Consider the following 15,620-nt stretch of genomic DNA (forward strand, 5'->3'; position numbering starts at 1 on the left):
GCCTCTCCTGATATGTAGCTTATACTCAACGGATGGCCGTATTACTTGCGATTTTATCACTCAATCCAAGCCTTTGGGGGGTTCTACCCCCCAAACCCCCCGTTGGGGGCGTGGCGCCGCCCCCAAACCCCCCGCGCATTAGTTTTTCGGTGGGATGCTTACACGCAGCCGCTGATACATCTGTAATAATTTAAGAGTCACTGCACTTGCGGGAGTGTCTATCCTGATATGTAGCCTGATTTAGTATTAGATTAGACCAATCAGGGTGGGTTATCCTGCCTGAAAACACCCCCTGAAATGATCATAACGACAAATTAATAATAACTGCCGGATTTGCGATGATGGATGGCGGTTAAACCTTGGTGTAAAACCTTACCTTTTTCTGCGATCGCATAAAGCAGCCAATGATCACCGCACTCCATTCGTTGTTCCACCCGACATTCCAGATAAGCGAGCGCCTCGGCCAAAATCGGCCCACCGTTCTCAGCTTTAGTGGTTTCGATATTAGCGAAACGATCTTCTCCTGGAGTAAAAGGTTTAAGAAAATGCTTCATTTAAGCTATATGTTGTCCTTCTTGCCGGATATTAAGGACAAAATGGATATAAAGTGGGTAGAGTCGATGGGAGGTATTATCAGCAATTCTCATTTTAAGGTTTCATGACATTAAAACCCTTGCACCTAGAGGGGTTAATAATTCTTAACGAATCTCTAGATCGCTGAAACAACGCAAAATCGTTTCAAAATGAGAATTGCTGCCATCCTTATGAGAAACGCTGTAAGCTGTAATAATTAAGAGACATCTTAAAAAAAGTCAGAAACCCTTCTGTTCCCTGTTCCGGAGTTCCCTTGTCTCTAAAGTTAACTTTATTTTTAACTAGGTACTTAGAATGAAAAATGAAACATTAAATCTAGAATTTTCTCCCGATGTTCTTGCCGCTTTAAAAATAGGAATTGATGAACTCGGTCAAGAAATTAAACTTCTGGCCGCTATTTATTATTTTCAAGAAAAGCGACTTTCTTTAGGAAAAGCGGCGGAATTAGCGAGAATTAATCGCCTAGAATTTATGGATATTTTGTCTAAAAAAGGGATTGTATTGTTTGATTATGACGAATCGGCGTTAGCGGTTGAATTAAAGGGAATAGAAAAACTGGAGCCTGATGATTGTAAGTAACGCTACTCCCCTCATCGCTTTTGCGCGAATTGGTCAACTCGGTCTTTTACAAGAAATAGTTAAAAGCATCGTTATTCCTAAGGCAGTAGCTCTTGAAATCAGCACTTACGATCAAGACAAAACTGGCTCGATCGATCTATTACGAGAACAGTGGATTTCTGTCCGAGAAATCGCCTCTCAACAGCAGGTTTCCTTACTATTACCGACTCTAGATCGAGGAGAATCAGAAGTCATCGTCCTTGCACTAGAACAAAAAGCCTCTTTAGTGCTTATCGATGAATTAGCTGCTCGTCAGGTGTGTAAATCTCTCAATATTCCAATTACAGGTTCGATCGGTATTTTAATTAAAGCAAAACAGTTGGGAAAGATCGCTGCAGTCAAACCTTACATAGAAACGATGCAACAACAAGGCATATACTACAGCCAGAAATTTATTGATCTTGTTTTACAAACAGTAGCAGAAGGATAGGGGAGAGTATTGTTCACTTTCGGGATCGGCCGAAACCCTTGTTTTTTGCGATCCCTTGCCCGTCACCATGAGTTAATAATAACTGCTGGATTTGCGATGATGGATGGCGGTTAAACCCTGGTGTAAAACCTTGCCTTTTTCTGCGATCGCATAAAGCAGCCAATGATCACCGCATTCCATTCGTTGTTCTACCCGACATTCCAGATAAGCGAGCGCTTCGGCTAGAATCGGCCCACCGTTCTCAGCTTTAGTGGTTTCGATATTAGCGAAACGATCTTCTCCTGGAGTAAAAGGTTTAAGAAAATGCTTCATTAAAGCCAAATGTTGACCTTCTTGGAGGATATTAAGGACAAAAGGCGTACCGCTATAAAGCAGAGACTCGATCGCTCGTTCTTTCGCTACGGCAATAGTCAATCCGGGGGGAGTGAACGTCGCTTGCGATACCCAAGAGGCTAACATGGCACCGCGCAATTCTCCCAATTCGCAGGTGACGATACAGAGAGAACCCACCAAACGGCCCAGGGCTTGCGATCGCCGATCGCTTTGGGATTGGTTAACATTAGTTTTCGGTTGTCTGCTTTTGCGAGCTTTTTTGACTGCTTGAGCGAAATCGGTTCCCGCTTCCTCACAGGTCTTTAAAATTGCCTCCGTGGGTTTAAATTTAACCCGAATTGGCTCAAAACCGAAGCGATAACCGCCATCCCGGAATTTACCTTCCAAAAGATCCACCGCTTCCCCACTCCAACCGTAGGAGCCAAAAACCCCCACCAGCTTGCTTTTATCGCCATTTGCTAGGGTAATCCCCAAGGCGGTTTGGATGGGAGTCGGTGCGTGTCCTCCCAAAGTGGGGGAACCAAAGATAAAACCGACACTTTTTTCGATCGCCGTTTTGATCTCGTCCGGTTCGGCGGACTCGGCATTAATCGCCGTCACTGCTACTCCCGCTTTCGTGATCCCCATGGCGATCGCTTGAGCGAGGGTGGCGGTGTTGCCGTAGGCACTAGCATAAATCAGGGCGATTGTCAACTCTTGGGACTTTTGTACTGCTAACCATTGTTGATAGGAAAGGGTCAATTCGTGCATCCCGTAACGCACCAGAGGACCGTGACCAACAGCATAAAATAAGGGCGATTTAGCGGCTAATTTCTCCAAAGCGTTGCTAATTTGGCTGGCATAGGGAGCCATGAGACAATCAAAATAATAACGCCGATCTTCGTTATAAACGCTCCAACCCTCATCAAAAATTTGGTCGCCACAAACGTGCGCTCCGAATAATTTATCGGTGTAGAGAATATCGGTTTTGCTGTCGTAGGTACAGAGTTGATCGGGAAATCTGGGGTTAGGAGTGGGGATAAATTCTAATTGATGGTTTGCTCCTAAATTTAATATTTCTTCCCCCTTGACAACCAACAGATTTAATGCTTCGGTTTCAAGAATTTTTTTCAGGGAAATTGCCCCCGGATTGGAACAAACAAAAGTGACTTGAGGCGCAATTTCTAAAAGTGCCTTGAGGGTGACGGCACGATTGGGGTTAACGTGACCGAGGATAATATAATCAATAGTTTTCGGGTCGATTCTTTTAGTTAAAGCCTCTAAAAATATGGCCGAGAATGATTCCCCTGGTGGATCAAAAAGAGCGACCTTTTCACCTTTAATCAGATAACTATTGGCGGTGGTTCCCTTTTGTAATCCGTATTCGATCTCGAATTTTAACCGGTCCCAAGTGCGGGAACGAAAAACAAAAGTATCGACGGCAATCGGTGCTACTTGTACATCTCTCGGTTTGACAATTGCATTATTCATAATCTTAGTTACCAGTTATCAGTTAAGTAGTCAATTAGTTAAGCGGCAACTTGAGGCTGTCATCATTTTTTACTAGGCAAGTTTGGCATCAAAGTCAACACTTGATTTTTAACTAAATACAGCCTTTTATCGCTGGGGACGAGTGGGGAAATTTACAGGTTAAGTAGGGAGGTACAATTATTTGTAGGATGGGTTAGCGGTAGCGTAACATAATCGGGGGTTGGGTTTCATGCTTCAACCCAACCTACGTTCTAGGGACGAGTGGGGAAATTTACAGGTTATCTTGCCAGCCGGAAGGACATCAATATCTAAAGTACACCATCTCCGGGAAGAAACCTAGCTTCTAGCAATTTGTTCGCGGGTAAGAATACTCCTCTGGGGGGATTTGCCAGTCTATTGAGAAATTCTAAAGGGAAGGTGATCCCCAGAAGGGAAGTGCTAGTCTGGGGGAAACCCTGCTCTCTCCCTATCAGGCAAAGTTTTTATGAGCTATCAGCACTCGTCTTTTGACTGCACTAGCGCCAATTTTGAGAAAGCCGCTTTGAGTCATTTTCGCACTCTTGTGGCTTTTTTACCGGATAATTGCCGTGTTTACCGACAAACTTGGGAATTTTCTACGGTTCTCTGTCTCGATTTTCTAGCCTGTTTGCAGGGACTAGCAATCACTCATCAAAATTTCGCCCATCTAGTTAATGTGACACAAGAACTGGGTTTAGGTCAAGCAATTATTTTGAAAGTAGGCAATAAAATCGTCGAGTGGCATCGTTTAAGCTAAAATCTCAATTTTCGACAATCCCAACAGTCTAGAAAAAAATCGGCTCTCTGTGTTCTTTGTGTCTCTGTGGTTTATAACTACCTCTTGCCTGTCCTAACCAAGAAGTTAATTTTGTCCTAAGTAGGGAGGCACAATTATTTGTAGGATGGGTTAGCGGTAGCGTAACATAATCGGGCGTTGGGTTTCATACTTCAACCCAACCTACGTTCATCTTATATTTAATTCCACCCACCTACTTATCTAGAACTGTTTAAGTTGAGAAAAAGCTCCGATAATTTGACCAAGGCTAATACCACCATCATTAGTGGGAACAGTTTGCTGCCAGTAGGGTTGAAATCCCGAAGCTTGTAGGCGATTAATTGTTCTTTCCGTCAGATAACGATTTTGAAAACAGCCTCCCGTCAGGAGAATTTTTTCTCTACCTATTTTCTGAGCAATTTCTACAATAATCTCACATAAACTATTATGAAACTTAGCGGCAATTATGCCGATTTGTACTTGTTTTTCTAAATCTTCAACAACTCCTAAAATTATCTGATTCCAATCAATAACTGTGGGGGAGTCGGCGGACAAAGAAAAATGATAATATTCCTCCGTTTTAATGTCCTCAAGGGCAAATTCTAACTGCATTGCTGCTTGTCCCTCAAAACTTAATTGATAACATAAACCTAGAATCGCCGCCACACCATCAAACAAACGCCCGACACTAGAAGTTAAAGGACAATTAACTTTTTTTGTTAACATTTGCCTAAAAATCGACCATTCCTGTTCACTAAAAGCTGATTTTATCCTATCAGTATTTTCCATAACTTCTAGTAATCCTAAAGCTACTCGTCTGGGTTCTTTAACCGCTTTTTCTCCTCCCAGTAATGGCCAGGGTTTAAAATGGGCGACTCGCTGCCAAGAATCGGCAGTGATATGGATAAATTCTCCCCCCCAAATTGTGCCGTCTAAACCGTATCCCGTTCCATCCCAAGCAACCCCTAAAACCGGAGGTTGTAGCTGATGTTCTGCCATGCAGGATAAAACGTGAGCGTAATGGTGTTGAATGGGAATAACGGGCAAATTTAAGCTATAAGCGTACTTAGTTGCTAGATATTCTGGATGAGCATCACAGGCAATAACTTCGGGTGCAAAATCGTATAATTTTTTTAAACTATCGAGGATATTTTCAAAATGATTAACAGCATTAACTGTATCTAAATCGCCGATATGTTGACTGATAAAAACTTGATTTTTTTGGTAGATAGCCACGGTATTTTTAAAATAACTTCCCACGGCCAAAATCGGGGGAAAATCTCCCTCATTAACTTTAACGGGAAAGGGAGCATATCCCCGCGCTCGCCGCAAAATCATCGCTTTTCCTGCCATTTCCCTGATAATAGAGTCATCCACTGGTCGAACTATGGGACGATTGTGAACTAGAAAAAAATCGGCGATGGTTCCTAATTTTTCTAAAGCTTCTTTTTCCTCAATACAGATAGGTTCATCGGCTAGATTACCACTGGTTGCCACAATAGGAAAGCCTAATTCTGCTAATAAAAGATGGTGTAGGGGAGTATAGGGGAACATGACTCCTAGATAGGGATTACCCGGAGAAACGGCAGCAGAAAGATAATTTTTTCTTTGTTTAATCAGGACAATTGCCGCAGCAGGAGACTGCAATAATTGGGATTCTAAAGAAGAGACATAACCGTGGTTTTTCACTAACTCAAGATTAGGATACATCACGGCAAAAGGTTTATCCGGTCGCTGTTTACGTTGTCGCAATTTTTGCACTGCTTCCGTATTTCTTGCATCGACAACTAGGTGAAATCCTCCTAACCCTTTGATCGCTATAATTTTTCCCTGTTTAATTGCTCTAGCGGTGGCGATTAAAGCTTGATCTTTTTCCGCTAATACAGAGCCTTGACTGTCTAAAAGACTGATTTGGGGTCCGCAACGAGGACAGGCATTCGGTTGGGCATGAAAACGGCGATCCAGAGGGTTTTCGTATTCCCTTTGACATTGGGGACACTGATTAAAACCCCTCATGGTTGTGGCACTGCGATCATAGGGTAAACTCTCGATAATACTGTAGCGAGGGCCGCAGTTAGTGCAGTTAGTAAAAGGATAGCGATAACGACGATTATTTGGGTCAAAAATATCGGCTAAACAATCGGGACAAGTGGCTAAATCGGGCAGAACAATTGTATTTTTTTTACCGCCGCTGCTCTGGCGTATGCTAAAGTTTTGATAACCGACAGGATTTAACCATTGAGCCTCAATATTTTCAATTAGCGATCGAGGGGGTTTTTCTAAAGATAATCGAGTCAAAAAAGTTTCTAGTTTTTCTTGATCGCCCTCGACTTCAATAAAAACTCCCGCTGCTGTATTATTCACCCAACCAGTTAGGTTTAATTCCGTTGCTAATCGATAAACAAAAGGACGAAAACCGACTCCTTGTACTGCTCCGCGCACAATTAAAGCTAATCGCTGATCGGATTGAATGCTCTGATTATTCATAAAAATTTAACGGAGAAATCATCAAATCTATCCCTGATTACTTTTCCCGTTATACTAAACTTTCACTAATCACCCGACAGCATTCTTCCACACTGGCCCTTTTTTCCATAGCTATCACTAAAGCTTGATAGGCAGTCTGTTGTTTTTCTAAAAGAGTTTTTGCCTGTAATAAACTCCAGCGCTCTTTTTGAGCATAATTATTCTCAGGAACCCCCGCTAATTTTAAGGCCGATTGCAGATAAAATCGATCGCTTTCTCCCCCTGTCGCTTTACCATAAACTAAGGTTTCGGCAGCAATTCCCGCCATCCACACCGTAGAAATTCTCTCTAAAAAAGCGGGAAAATCGGTAAAGTTCTTGACTTTTTGCTCTAAATCTGCTAGTTCAAATTGAACACCGCCGACTCCCTCCTGGCCTTGACGAAAGGCTTCCCAAGCGGTCAAACTATAACTGGCGATCGGAATGCCTAAAATATAAGCGGTGAGAAAATGTCCGGCTTCGTGGTGAATAACTCTTTGACGGTGTTTACTGGGAGAAAGAGCATCCAGTAGTAAAGTCACGCCCCGGTTATTAAAGGTGAGAGTATCAACCGTAACTAATCCCAAGAGGCTAAAAGTAGCCAAAGCGGGGACAAAAGGCGAAATAGACAGCAAAGGAGTGACAAATACGGAAAGAGTGATCGAAAAAACGGTAATCGCGATCAGATTTAAGGCTGTCTGTTCCATAAAAATTAATAAAAAGATACAAATGCTTAATACTATGTTACATTGCCTAGTTTTATTTTCCCCGAATCCAGTTTTTTACTTCCCCAATTTTTTCGGCTAAATCGGGTATTTTTCCCACGGATGCCTCGATGAGTTGCACTCTTTCATTTAAACCCGTGATTTTCTTGAATTTCTCTTTTGATCTCTCCGACGCTATTCTCGATCGCTTTTTGTCCACTCTCCAAAGAGGTTAAACGAGTTTCGATCGCTTTTTGTCCATTGATAATCAAATCTTCTAACCTTTTTAGGTCATTTTCCGTAAAAGCCGTCATCAGCTAAACTCCTAATAGATTAATTTTTTCTCGTCTTGAGATGGAGTCAAAATCAAGCTGTTCCCCATTGATAGTTCTAGGTTCGACGCAGCAATAGGGATTTAGGGTGATAGGGAAATTTCCCCCACTTCCCCAATTCCCCACTTCCCTTTACCATAAATAAACATTATCGTTTTCCTGTATGGATAACTTTTATTGATGAATATTGATCGCACTATCCAAGAGGCAATAGGGATTGAGGGTGATCGGGAAATTTCCGCTAAATCCCCCACTTCCCCACCTCCCCACTCCCTACTCCTGTCTCCTGTCTTCTAAATTCTGCTGTATTGTTTCCGCTCATGAATATCGATCGCACTATCCAACTAGCTCATCAATTAGCGGACGCGTCTGGAGAGATTATCCGGCGCTATTTTCGGCAGCCTCATCTAGAAACCGAAACCAAACTCGATCAAGTTTCCTCAATAGTAACAATCGCCGATCAAGAAGCTGAGGAGGCGATGGTGGCGATTATTCGGCGAGAATTACCCGAAGATGGGGTTATTCGGGAAGAAGGAACCAATATTCCCTCCCAAAGTGGTCGTTATTGGGTATTGGATCCGATCGATGGCACATCCTCTTTTGTCAAGGGATTACCGATTTTTGGGACTTTAATCGGCCTAGTGGCAGAAAATCAACCGATTTTAGGAATTGTCGATCAACCGATTTTAGGCGATCGCTGGTTAGGAGTGAAGGGAAAAGCGAGTCTTTATAATAACCAGATGATTGTTAATCCCTACTGTCAAGATCGGGAACTTGCCTTAAAAAATGCCTGTTTAGCCTCCACCACTCCCTTAATGTTTATCACAGAACGACAGCAAGCGATCGCTCGTCAGATGCAAAGCGTCTGTAAACGTAGCGCTTTTGGGGGTGATTGTTATAACTATATGATGTTAGCCACTGGCTGCACTGCCATGGCGATGGTAATCCTAGAATCAGACCTGAAATACTACGATTTTTGTGCTTTAATCCCGATTATTGAAGGTGCGGGCGGAATAATTAGCGATTGGTCAGGTAATCCCCTACAAGCTGATTCTAGCGAAGTTTTAGCCGTCTCTAATTCGGGTTTATGGCGGCAGGTTTTAGAACAAATCAGCAGAGTAGGTTAGTGCAAATACTAAGATAATTAATCAACAGCTAACCCACCCCTGCGGCAATTAAACGGTGGCTAATTGAGGTTGGGGACGTTTGCTGTTACGGATACCTTCGATCGCCGCTGCGTAATCAGGGGCATTAAATACCGCCGAACCTGCTACGATCGCATTAGCACCCGCTTCGAGAACTTGCCAAGTATTAGCCGGTTTTAAGCCGCCATCCACTTCAATCCAGGGATCCAAGCCTTTTTCATTGCAGATTTGGCGTAATTGACGGATTTTTGGGACAACTTCTGGGATAAAACTCTGGCCACCAAAACCGGGGTTAACGCTCATAATTAAGACTAAATCGCACAAATGCAGCACATATTCGATTAAATCTAAGGGAGTGGAGGGATTTAATACCACACCCGCTTGTTTACCGAGTTCGCGGATTTGGCAAAGAGTACGATGGAGGTGGGGAGAAGCATTATGTTCAGCGTGAACAGAAATAATGTCAGCACCAGCTTTCGCAAAGTCAGCCACATATTTTTCCGGTTCCACGATCATTAAATGCACATCTAAAGGTTTTTTCGTATAGGGACGAATAGCGGAGACAATCAGGGGTCCAATGGTGATATTCGGGACAAAACGACCATCCATCACATCAACGTGAATCCAATCGGCTCCTGCCTTATCCACAGCCTCGATATCGGCTCCTAATTTACTAAAATCCGCCGATAGGATCGAGGGAGAGACTACGATCGACTTCGAGCTTCCGTTTTGGGTCATGGCTAACTATAGAATTTCGTGTTTATATTTTCGTAACAATCTTATCAGCAATCAGTGACCAGTGATCACTAATCGGATTTGAGTTTTCAGGCGGGGTAATCCCAGGGCATTTTGTATAAATTGTAACAGACAAAAATTTGTGATTGTTGTATAGCAATAACCGCTACTGACAATCAATCATTTCTACTCTAAAATAAAATATATTGCCATCCCTGTTAGGGAATTTATTAGAAACTTAAGCTATATAAATGTGACATAATCACAGTTTCGCATTTAACCTTCATAACCTCGAATATGAATATCATTGACGCTTTAAATCTCAAAAACCCCCAAGATTACCCCTCTAGAGAAGCTTATCAGCAAGACGTTCTCAAAGCAGTACAGGTCTTAATGCGTTTAGGTATTATGGACAATCCCTCAGCCGATTTAACCGCTTCCCTAGACTCTATCCTTGAGAAATTACAAGAGGATGAACTGGCTATCTACGGTAGAAAACGCAGTAAACAAGAAATTATCGCCGATTTAAAGCAAGTTAATAGTGAAATTGTTGAACTCGATCGAGAAATAGCTGACTTAGAATGGCAAATTGCACTCAAAAAAGCTGAAATATCTGTTAATGACGCATCTTAGGTTTTTTATCTTGATTCTGGTTCGGTTTCTCCAAACTGAGCGCAATAATCATCCGCACTAATAAACTTCATCGTGAGTCCCAATTGACTCTAAAAGAATTGCCTGTTTCTGCTCATATTCAACGAATTTAAAGACAATTCTTAAATCATGGCCGACACTACAAGCATAAGAGTCTTTAAGCTCCCCTTTTAATTTGTGTGTTCTTAATCGAGGTTGAAATGGATCTACGGATAATAAAGCTAAAGTTTCTTGGAGATTTTGAACTAAAAAAGCCTGTTTTTTCACAATTTTTCGAGCATTTCTAATAAATATATTCGAGCGTAATAAAACAAAATTCACGAAAGGATTTCCTCCATGATTTGTTCAGATGTCAGGGGTTGACATTGACCTTGTGCAAATTCCTGTTGAGCTTCTTGAACACCTCTAACCAATTCCGTTCTTTTTTGATCTCGAAGACGATTCTGTAAAATATGAATGAGATTTTCTTGATCTTCAAGGGGAAGTTGCTCGGCTGCTTCTAGAATCTCTGCAAAGGTTGTTTGTATTGCCATTTTCTTAAGGGGCGATCAATTAAACTATCTAGAATTTACAATCAAGGCTAAAAATAGCGAGAGTTACCGCATAACCATTCATTATATCGACATTTTTTGTCTAGTCAACTATTTAGAACTAACTAAGTAGGGAGGCACAATTATTTGTAGGATGGGTTAGCGGTAGCGTAACATGAGCGAGCGTTGGGTTTCATACTTCAACCCAACCTACGTTCTAATCAATTAAGTCTCTTACCAGATAAGGATTTAGTCGATTTATGCCACTCTATAGAACCATACCAAGTAACGAAGAACCCATTTTTGGCGTTGTCAAATTGAAAGATGCTCCGAATCAGCACCGGAACTGAAATTACTTTGAGAGGAAAGATTACATGGCATCTTGACAATTAGTGTTTAATGAACGAATAGTGCCGATAGTTGGGCTTAAGTGGGGAACAAGAGTCGCTCGATTTAGCAGTGGAATTAGCCCGACAATCGGCGTAGGGCTAATTCATGAATTAGCCCGACAATCGGCTTTGTCAAATGGAAAGATGCTCCGAATCAGCACCGGAGCATTGCATCTTTCCTCTTCTGATCTGACAACGCCATCATCTAAGCGTGAATATGAATTTGACTGAGAATATAACGCAAGCGATCATAATCATCCTTAAGTAAAACACTTAACTGTCTGCCCACATTCACTAACCATTGTCGATCGGCTTGACGCAATTGATACATCTGACGGATAGAAGCAGCTGCCAAAGCTTCTACGGGAGTATTTTTGACCTGTAATAAAATTCGTAAAAAGTCTAATTGTTCACTAAAATAAACCACTTCTAACGACTCACATTGATAAACCGCCTGATGAATTTGTGGGGGCCGGGGAGGAATATATTGATAGATATAACCTCGCCCGGCACCATTGCCATTAAATTGTCCAGGCAGGGTTTCAAAACCGACAATAGTTGCCCGAAATTCCGTTTTTAACATAGCGAAAATCTGCGGCTGTTGTTCCCGCAATTCAGCCAAAGATAACCCCAAAGCTCTAGCGCGATGTACCGAATCGATGGGTGCAGTGGTGGCAAAGGTGACAATCCCAAAAATCTTATTACCCGTTTCTTCATCGTAGGCTTTTACCCAACTACCAAAAGCAGGCATAAAAGGAAAGTTTAACTCCTCTGGTTCCAAACATTGCGCTAAAAACTCGGTCGTCGTCGTCTCGATAACTTCGGCGATATGATCGGGATGGCGGTTATCCGTAGCCAATTGCGGTAAGGGTGGACGCATGGTTATTTTTTGCCTTTAGCGGGGGCAATAATTACTTCTTCTAATTCCGAGAGATTAAAGGTGACTAACTTATCCCAGTTGCCCCCCTCAAAAAGAACGGCTACTTTCCCATCGCTTAAACGCTGGGCTAAACCTTCAAATTTATAGTAGGTATCATCGGGATTGCTGACTCGAACGGTACTACCTGGCAAAATCATAGGATTGACGACGAAATTATAATTACTGTCTCTTAGCTTATCAAAAATTAGTGATCAGGGAGTCGTGACTTACCTCTATCTTCTGTTATCCGTCTTAGGCAATACGTCCCTGTTCTCTACCCGATCAGGCGATCGCAATTCGTTGATCAGGCGACAATTGTTGTACTGCTTAAATAAGCTGTTCTAAAGTTAAGGGAATGGTTCTCATCGATTTTGCTTTAATAATTTATAATTTGCTCTATTCAACCCTCAACCCCAGCTACAGGCGAGCGCACTAACTCGTAGGGTGAGCCATTCCTAAGCGTAACGCACCAATTTAATAATAAAGTTAGTGCGTGGGGTGCGGATTGTTAATTTGAGTTTTTTATCAAAGATAATCGCCGTCTAACGCACCCTACAAGATCGGCGTACTGCTAGGCAGTGCCTTCGGCATCGCACTTAACAAGTCATTGGGGGGACAAATTTAATATTTTTCCTTGGGTTGACTCTAAAATTGAATCTCGGATAAAAGAACTAGCATTAGTAATCTCTAGGCCAATTAATTCTCCTAAATCATTAAGTTCAGCGGTAATATTTGGATTAATTTCTACACTTTTAGCTTCTGGTTCATCAGAAATAGTTAAATGAAGAATGTCTTCTTGTTCAAAGTATCTCATTTTAGGGTTACTCATGGATAGTATATCTCCCAGTTGTTAGGCGAAATCGAATTTGTTGGCGTGTTGTCGCATGAATGGTGACAGGAGTTATAAAATTATCATCGTATTCATAAGGAATAATTACTAAACGATTATCATGCTTGCCTACGGCAATAAGACGACCCGTTTCAGTATCGTAGTACCTTTCTCCAGAGTATTTGAGAATCTCTTCTATTTTAGCAAGTTCAAATCCTCTCAGTTTGGCTCGGTATTGTAAGTAATCTGACCAGATAATATTCGGCATTATGAGCAGACTTTGCTAATTATCTGTTATCTATTTTAATCTAAATTCTCCTTCCCAACCCCCCAACACCGTAATCCACCGAATATTCCGTGTTTGGTGGTGCGTTCCCCATCATAAAACGAATGGAGTAACAAGGGTTGCATCAGGGAACGCACCCTACAAGATCGGTGACTGCGCTATTTTCACCTTCCCAATTATATCTTATTCGGTAACACAGAATGATAAGGTTGGTGCGTGGGGCGCGGATTATTAATTTGTTTTTTTGGTCAGTAGAGTAAAATGTAGGGTGCGTTAGACGGCGACAATCTTTGCTCTTACTTAGACTAGCAATCCGTCGTAACGCACCACCAAAGAGATATATTAAAGATAGAACAATGCCTAATTATAGAAGACCTAATGTTTCTGGCGGTACTTATTTTATTACCCAAGTTACTTATCACCGTGAACCCTGGCTCTGTAGTGAAATTGGACGGAAGGCTCTCAGAGAAGCTCTTGAAAAGGTAAGAGAAAAACATCCTTTCTCAATTGATGCTTTTGTTTTGTTACCAGATCATTTTCATTTTTTGTTAACTTTGCCACCAGAAGATAAAGATTTTTCTCTGAGATTGCGATTGATTAAAACGTATGTCACCAAGCATTATGCAGAACAATTAGGTATTAACCGAGAAGTTTCTCAGTCACGAATAAACCGAAGAGAGCGCAATCTTTGGCAGCGTCGCTATTGGGAACATTTGCTTCGAGATGAAATAGATTTTGCTCTGCATTGTGATTATATTCATTATAATCCCGTAAAACATGAATTATGTGCGAATCCGCAAGATTGGCAGTTTTCAAGCATCCATCGGTTTATTGCTCAGGGAATTTATCCGCCTAATTGGGGGAGCGATGGAATAAAAGAAATACCAACAGCAATTTGGGATGAGTGATTTAATTATCAATATTCTAGTAATAAAATGTAGGGTGCGTTAGACGGTAATAATCTTTGCTTTTGCTTAGATCTAGCAATCCGTCGTAACGCACCAATTTAATAATCAAGTTGGTGCGTGGGGCGCGGATTATTAATTTGTTTTTATCAGAGATAATCGCCGCCAACAAAAACATAAATTGTAGGGTGCGAAGCGCGATAGCGTAACGCACCAATTTAATAATCAAGTTGGTGCGTGGGGCGCGGATTATTAATTTGTTTTTTTTGTCAGAGATTGTCGCCGCTTAACACACCCTACAAGATCGGCGATCGCACTAAAACAAAAACATGAATCGTAGGGTGCGTTACGCTATCGCTAACGCACCGGTTTAATAATCAAGTTGGTGCGTGGGGCGCGGATTATTAATTTGTTTTTTTGTCAGAGATTATCGCCGCCTAACGCACCCTACAAGATCTACAAGATCGGCAATCGCGCTCAAACAAAAACATAAATCTACAAGATCTAAAACAGAAACATGAATCGTAGGGTGCGTTAGCGATAGCGTAACGCACCAATTTAATGGTGAAGTTGGTGCGTTACGGCGGATTGTTAATTTGAGTTTTTTATCAGAGATTATCGCCGCCTAACGCACCCTACAAGATCTTATTTTTCAGGGATAGCGGATAAGATAGCTCGCAGTGCTTTGTTTACATCTTCAGAATTTTTGAAAACTTTAGCGACATCTGGTTCTAAGGTGACAGTTATTTTTATTTCATTTACCTGAGAAGCAAAACGATTAGGATGAGCCTTAGTATAATCAAAGTTATATTCAGGAAGTAGGTCATCTTGTAAATTTTGTTTGGTTTCAGAATCCTGTATATTTTTCATAGTCTTGTCGTTCTTTTTTGGTTGTTAAACGTGCGCTGATAATACGAATCATTTGATTTCTTTCAGTAAAACAAACTACTAAAAGACGATTCTTGTCATCGTGTCCGATAATAATTTCTCGTTTTTCACCGACCGAATGCCACTCATCATCAAAAATGTAGGCTAAAGGATCTCGAAAAACAGCCTTGGCTTCTTCAAAATTGATGCCATGCTTTTTGAGATTAAGTTTTGCCTTGGCGTTATCCCACTCAAATTGTAAGTTCATAAACTCAATTCTAGTTCAATCTCCCCCTAAACAGAATCGTAGGGTGCGTTAGCGATAGCGTAACGCACCAATTTAATGGTGAAGTTGGTGCGTTACGGCGGATTGTTAATTTGTTTTTTTGCCAGAGATTATCGCCGCCTAACGCACCCTACAAGATCGGCGATCGCACTAAAACAGAAACATGAATCGTAGGGTGCGAAGCGCGAAAGCGTAACGCACCGGTTTAATGGTGAAGTTGGTGCGTTACGGCGGATTGTTAATTTGTTTTTTTGCCAGAGATTATCGCCGCCTAACGCACCCTACAAGATCAGCGATCGC

At 41.7% G+C, this 15,620-nt stretch carries 18 protein-coding genes and 2 pseudogenes; 6 read left to right on the top strand and 14 right to left on the bottom strand.

What is annotated here, in order from left to right:
* Positions 1-314: 314 nt before the first annotated feature.
* Positions 315-596 (bottom strand): annotated as a pseudogene (locus tag O9324_RS08580) (flavin reductase family protein); the annotation flags it as partial.
* 292 nt (positions 597-888) lie between these two features.
* Between O9324_RS08580 and O9324_RS08585 the strand changes: the two are divergent.
* Together O9324_RS08585 and O9324_RS08590 are read left to right on the top strand one after the other, a co-directional pair.
* Positions 889-1,173, top strand: coding sequence for a UPF0175 family protein (locus tag O9324_RS08585; RefSeq protein WP_002766977.1), 285 nt, complete (start codon positions 889-891; stop codon positions 1,171-1,173).
* Entirely contained in the window at positions 1,160-1,642 is a 483-nt protein-coding gene (locus tag O9324_RS08590; protein WP_002766976.1) for a PIN domain-containing protein, read from the top strand. The genes O9324_RS08585 and O9324_RS08590 overlap by 14 nt, the downstream gene beginning before the upstream one ends.
* A 72-nt stretch (positions 1,643-1,714) precedes the next feature.
* Here the strand turns inward: O9324_RS08590 and O9324_RS08595 are convergent, their stop codons facing one another.
* On the bottom strand, positions 1,715-3,445 hold the full coding sequence (locus O9324_RS08595) for a diflavin flavoprotein (RefSeq protein ID WP_288139961.1): 1,731 nt from the start codon (positions 3,443-3,445) through the stop codon (positions 1,715-1,717).
* Between the two features lie 484 nt (positions 3,446-3,929).
* On the opposite strand from O9324_RS08595, the gene O9324_RS08600 reads away from it, so the two are divergent.
* Positions 3,930-4,220: a hypothetical protein gene (locus tag O9324_RS08600; RefSeq protein WP_002766975.1), complete on the top strand. Its 291-nt coding sequence runs from the start codon at positions 3,930-3,932 to the stop codon at positions 4,218-4,220.
* 240 nt (positions 4,221-4,460) lie between these two features.
* On the opposite strand, the gene hypF is transcribed toward O9324_RS08600, so the two are convergent.
* The 3 genes and pseudogenes from hypF to O9324_RS08615 form a co-directional block, all read right to left on the bottom strand.
* Complete coding sequence (gene hypF / locus O9324_RS08605; RefSeq protein WP_288139962.1) at positions 4,461-6,725, bottom strand: carbamoyltransferase HypF; 2,265 nt, start codon at positions 6,723-6,725, stop codon at positions 4,461-4,463.
* Between the two features lie 49 nt (positions 6,726-6,774).
* Positions 6,775-7,449: an ATP-dependent Zn protease gene (locus O9324_RS08610; RefSeq protein ID WP_287628227.1), complete on the bottom strand. Its 675-nt coding sequence runs from the start codon at positions 7,447-7,449 to the stop codon at positions 6,775-6,777.
* Positions 7,450-7,501: 52 nt separating this feature from the next.
* Positions 7,502-7,760 (bottom strand): annotated as a pseudogene (locus O9324_RS08615) (hypothetical protein).
* Between the two features lie 338 nt (positions 7,761-8,098).
* On the opposite strand from O9324_RS08615, the gene hisN reads away from it, so the two are divergent.
* Entirely contained in the window at positions 8,099-8,905 is an 807-nt protein-coding gene (gene hisN / locus O9324_RS08620; RefSeq protein WP_288139963.1) for a histidinol-phosphatase, read from the top strand.
* A 48-nt stretch (positions 8,906-8,953) separates the two neighbouring features.
* Here hisN and rpe read toward each other — a convergent pair whose 3' ends face one another.
* On the bottom strand, positions 8,954-9,661 hold the full coding sequence (rpe, locus tag O9324_RS08625; RefSeq protein WP_287628230.1) for a ribulose-phosphate 3-epimerase: 708 nt from the start codon (positions 9,659-9,661) through the stop codon (positions 8,954-8,956).
* A gap of 294 nt (positions 9,662-9,955) precedes the next feature.
* Between rpe and O9324_RS08630 the strand changes: the two genes are divergently transcribed.
* Complete coding sequence (locus tag O9324_RS08630) at positions 9,956-10,291, top strand: hypothetical protein (protein WP_288139964.1); 336 nt, start codon at positions 9,956-9,958, stop codon at positions 10,289-10,291.
* Between the two features lie 57 nt (positions 10,292-10,348).
* Here the strand turns inward: O9324_RS08630 and O9324_RS08635 are convergent, their stop codons facing one another.
* The 6 genes from O9324_RS08635 to O9324_RS08660 all read right to left on the bottom strand — a co-directional run bounded on the left by O9324_RS08635 (position 10,349) and on the right by O9324_RS08660 (position 13,244).
* Positions 10,349-10,630, bottom strand: a complete 282-nt coding sequence (locus O9324_RS08635; RefSeq protein WP_287628232.1) for a type II toxin-antitoxin system RelE/ParE family toxin — start codon at positions 10,628-10,630, stop codon at positions 10,349-10,351.
* Positions 10,627-10,842 (bottom strand): hypothetical protein, encoded by a 216-nt coding sequence (locus O9324_RS08640; RefSeq protein ID WP_287628234.1) that lies wholly within the window; start codon positions 10,840-10,842, stop codon positions 10,627-10,629. Before O9324_RS08640 ends, O9324_RS08635 begins: the two co-directional genes overlap by 4 nt.
* A 591-nt stretch (positions 10,843-11,433) precedes the next feature.
* The gene (locus tag O9324_RS08645) at positions 11,434-12,108 is read right to left on the bottom strand and encodes an HAS-barrel domain-containing protein (protein ID WP_287735881.1); all 675 of its coding nucleotides are present in this window, start codon (positions 12,106-12,108) and stop codon (positions 11,434-11,436) included.
* A gap of 2 nt (positions 12,109-12,110) precedes the next feature.
* Complete coding sequence (locus O9324_RS08650) at positions 12,111-12,305, bottom strand: NAD(P)H dehydrogenase subunit NdhS (protein ID WP_002766960.1); 195 nt, start codon at positions 12,303-12,305, stop codon at positions 12,111-12,113.
* Between the two features lie 446 nt (positions 12,306-12,751).
* Positions 12,752-12,961 (bottom strand): DUF2283 domain-containing protein, encoded by a 210-nt coding sequence (locus O9324_RS08655; RefSeq protein ID WP_260442120.1) that lies wholly within the window; start codon positions 12,959-12,961, stop codon positions 12,752-12,754.
* A 7-nt stretch (positions 12,962-12,968) separates the two neighbouring features.
* Positions 12,969-13,244 carry a hypothetical protein gene (locus O9324_RS08660; RefSeq protein WP_193955894.1) on the bottom strand — a complete coding sequence of 92 codons (276 nt, stop codon included), beginning with the start codon at positions 13,242-13,244 and terminating at the stop codon, positions 12,969-12,971.
* A gap of 374 nt (positions 13,245-13,618) precedes the next feature.
* Between O9324_RS08660 and O9324_RS08665 the strand changes: the two genes are divergently transcribed.
* Positions 13,619-14,170, top strand: coding sequence for an REP-associated tyrosine transposase (locus tag O9324_RS08665; RefSeq protein WP_288139965.1), 552 nt, complete (start codon positions 13,619-13,621; stop codon positions 14,168-14,170).
* A gap of 642 nt (positions 14,171-14,812) precedes the next feature.
* Here O9324_RS08665 and O9324_RS08670 read toward each other — a convergent pair.
* Both O9324_RS08670 and O9324_RS08675 read right to left on the bottom strand, forming a co-directional pair.
* The gene (locus O9324_RS08670; protein ID WP_288139966.1) at positions 14,813-15,037 is read right to left on the bottom strand and encodes a hypothetical protein; all 225 of its coding nucleotides are present in this window, start codon (positions 15,035-15,037) and stop codon (positions 14,813-14,815) included.
* Positions 15,015-15,302, bottom strand: a complete 288-nt coding sequence (locus tag O9324_RS08675; RefSeq protein ID WP_288139967.1) for a BrnT family toxin — start codon at positions 15,300-15,302, stop codon at positions 15,015-15,017. Before O9324_RS08675 ends, O9324_RS08670 begins: the two co-directional genes overlap by 23 nt.
* Between the last annotated feature and the right edge of the window lie 318 nt (positions 15,303-15,620).

The sequence above is a fragment of the Microcystis sp. LE19-84.1B genome, assembly GCF_027531875.1.
GTDB lineage: Bacteria > Cyanobacteriota > Cyanobacteriia > Cyanobacteriales > Microcystaceae > Microcystis > Microcystis panniformis.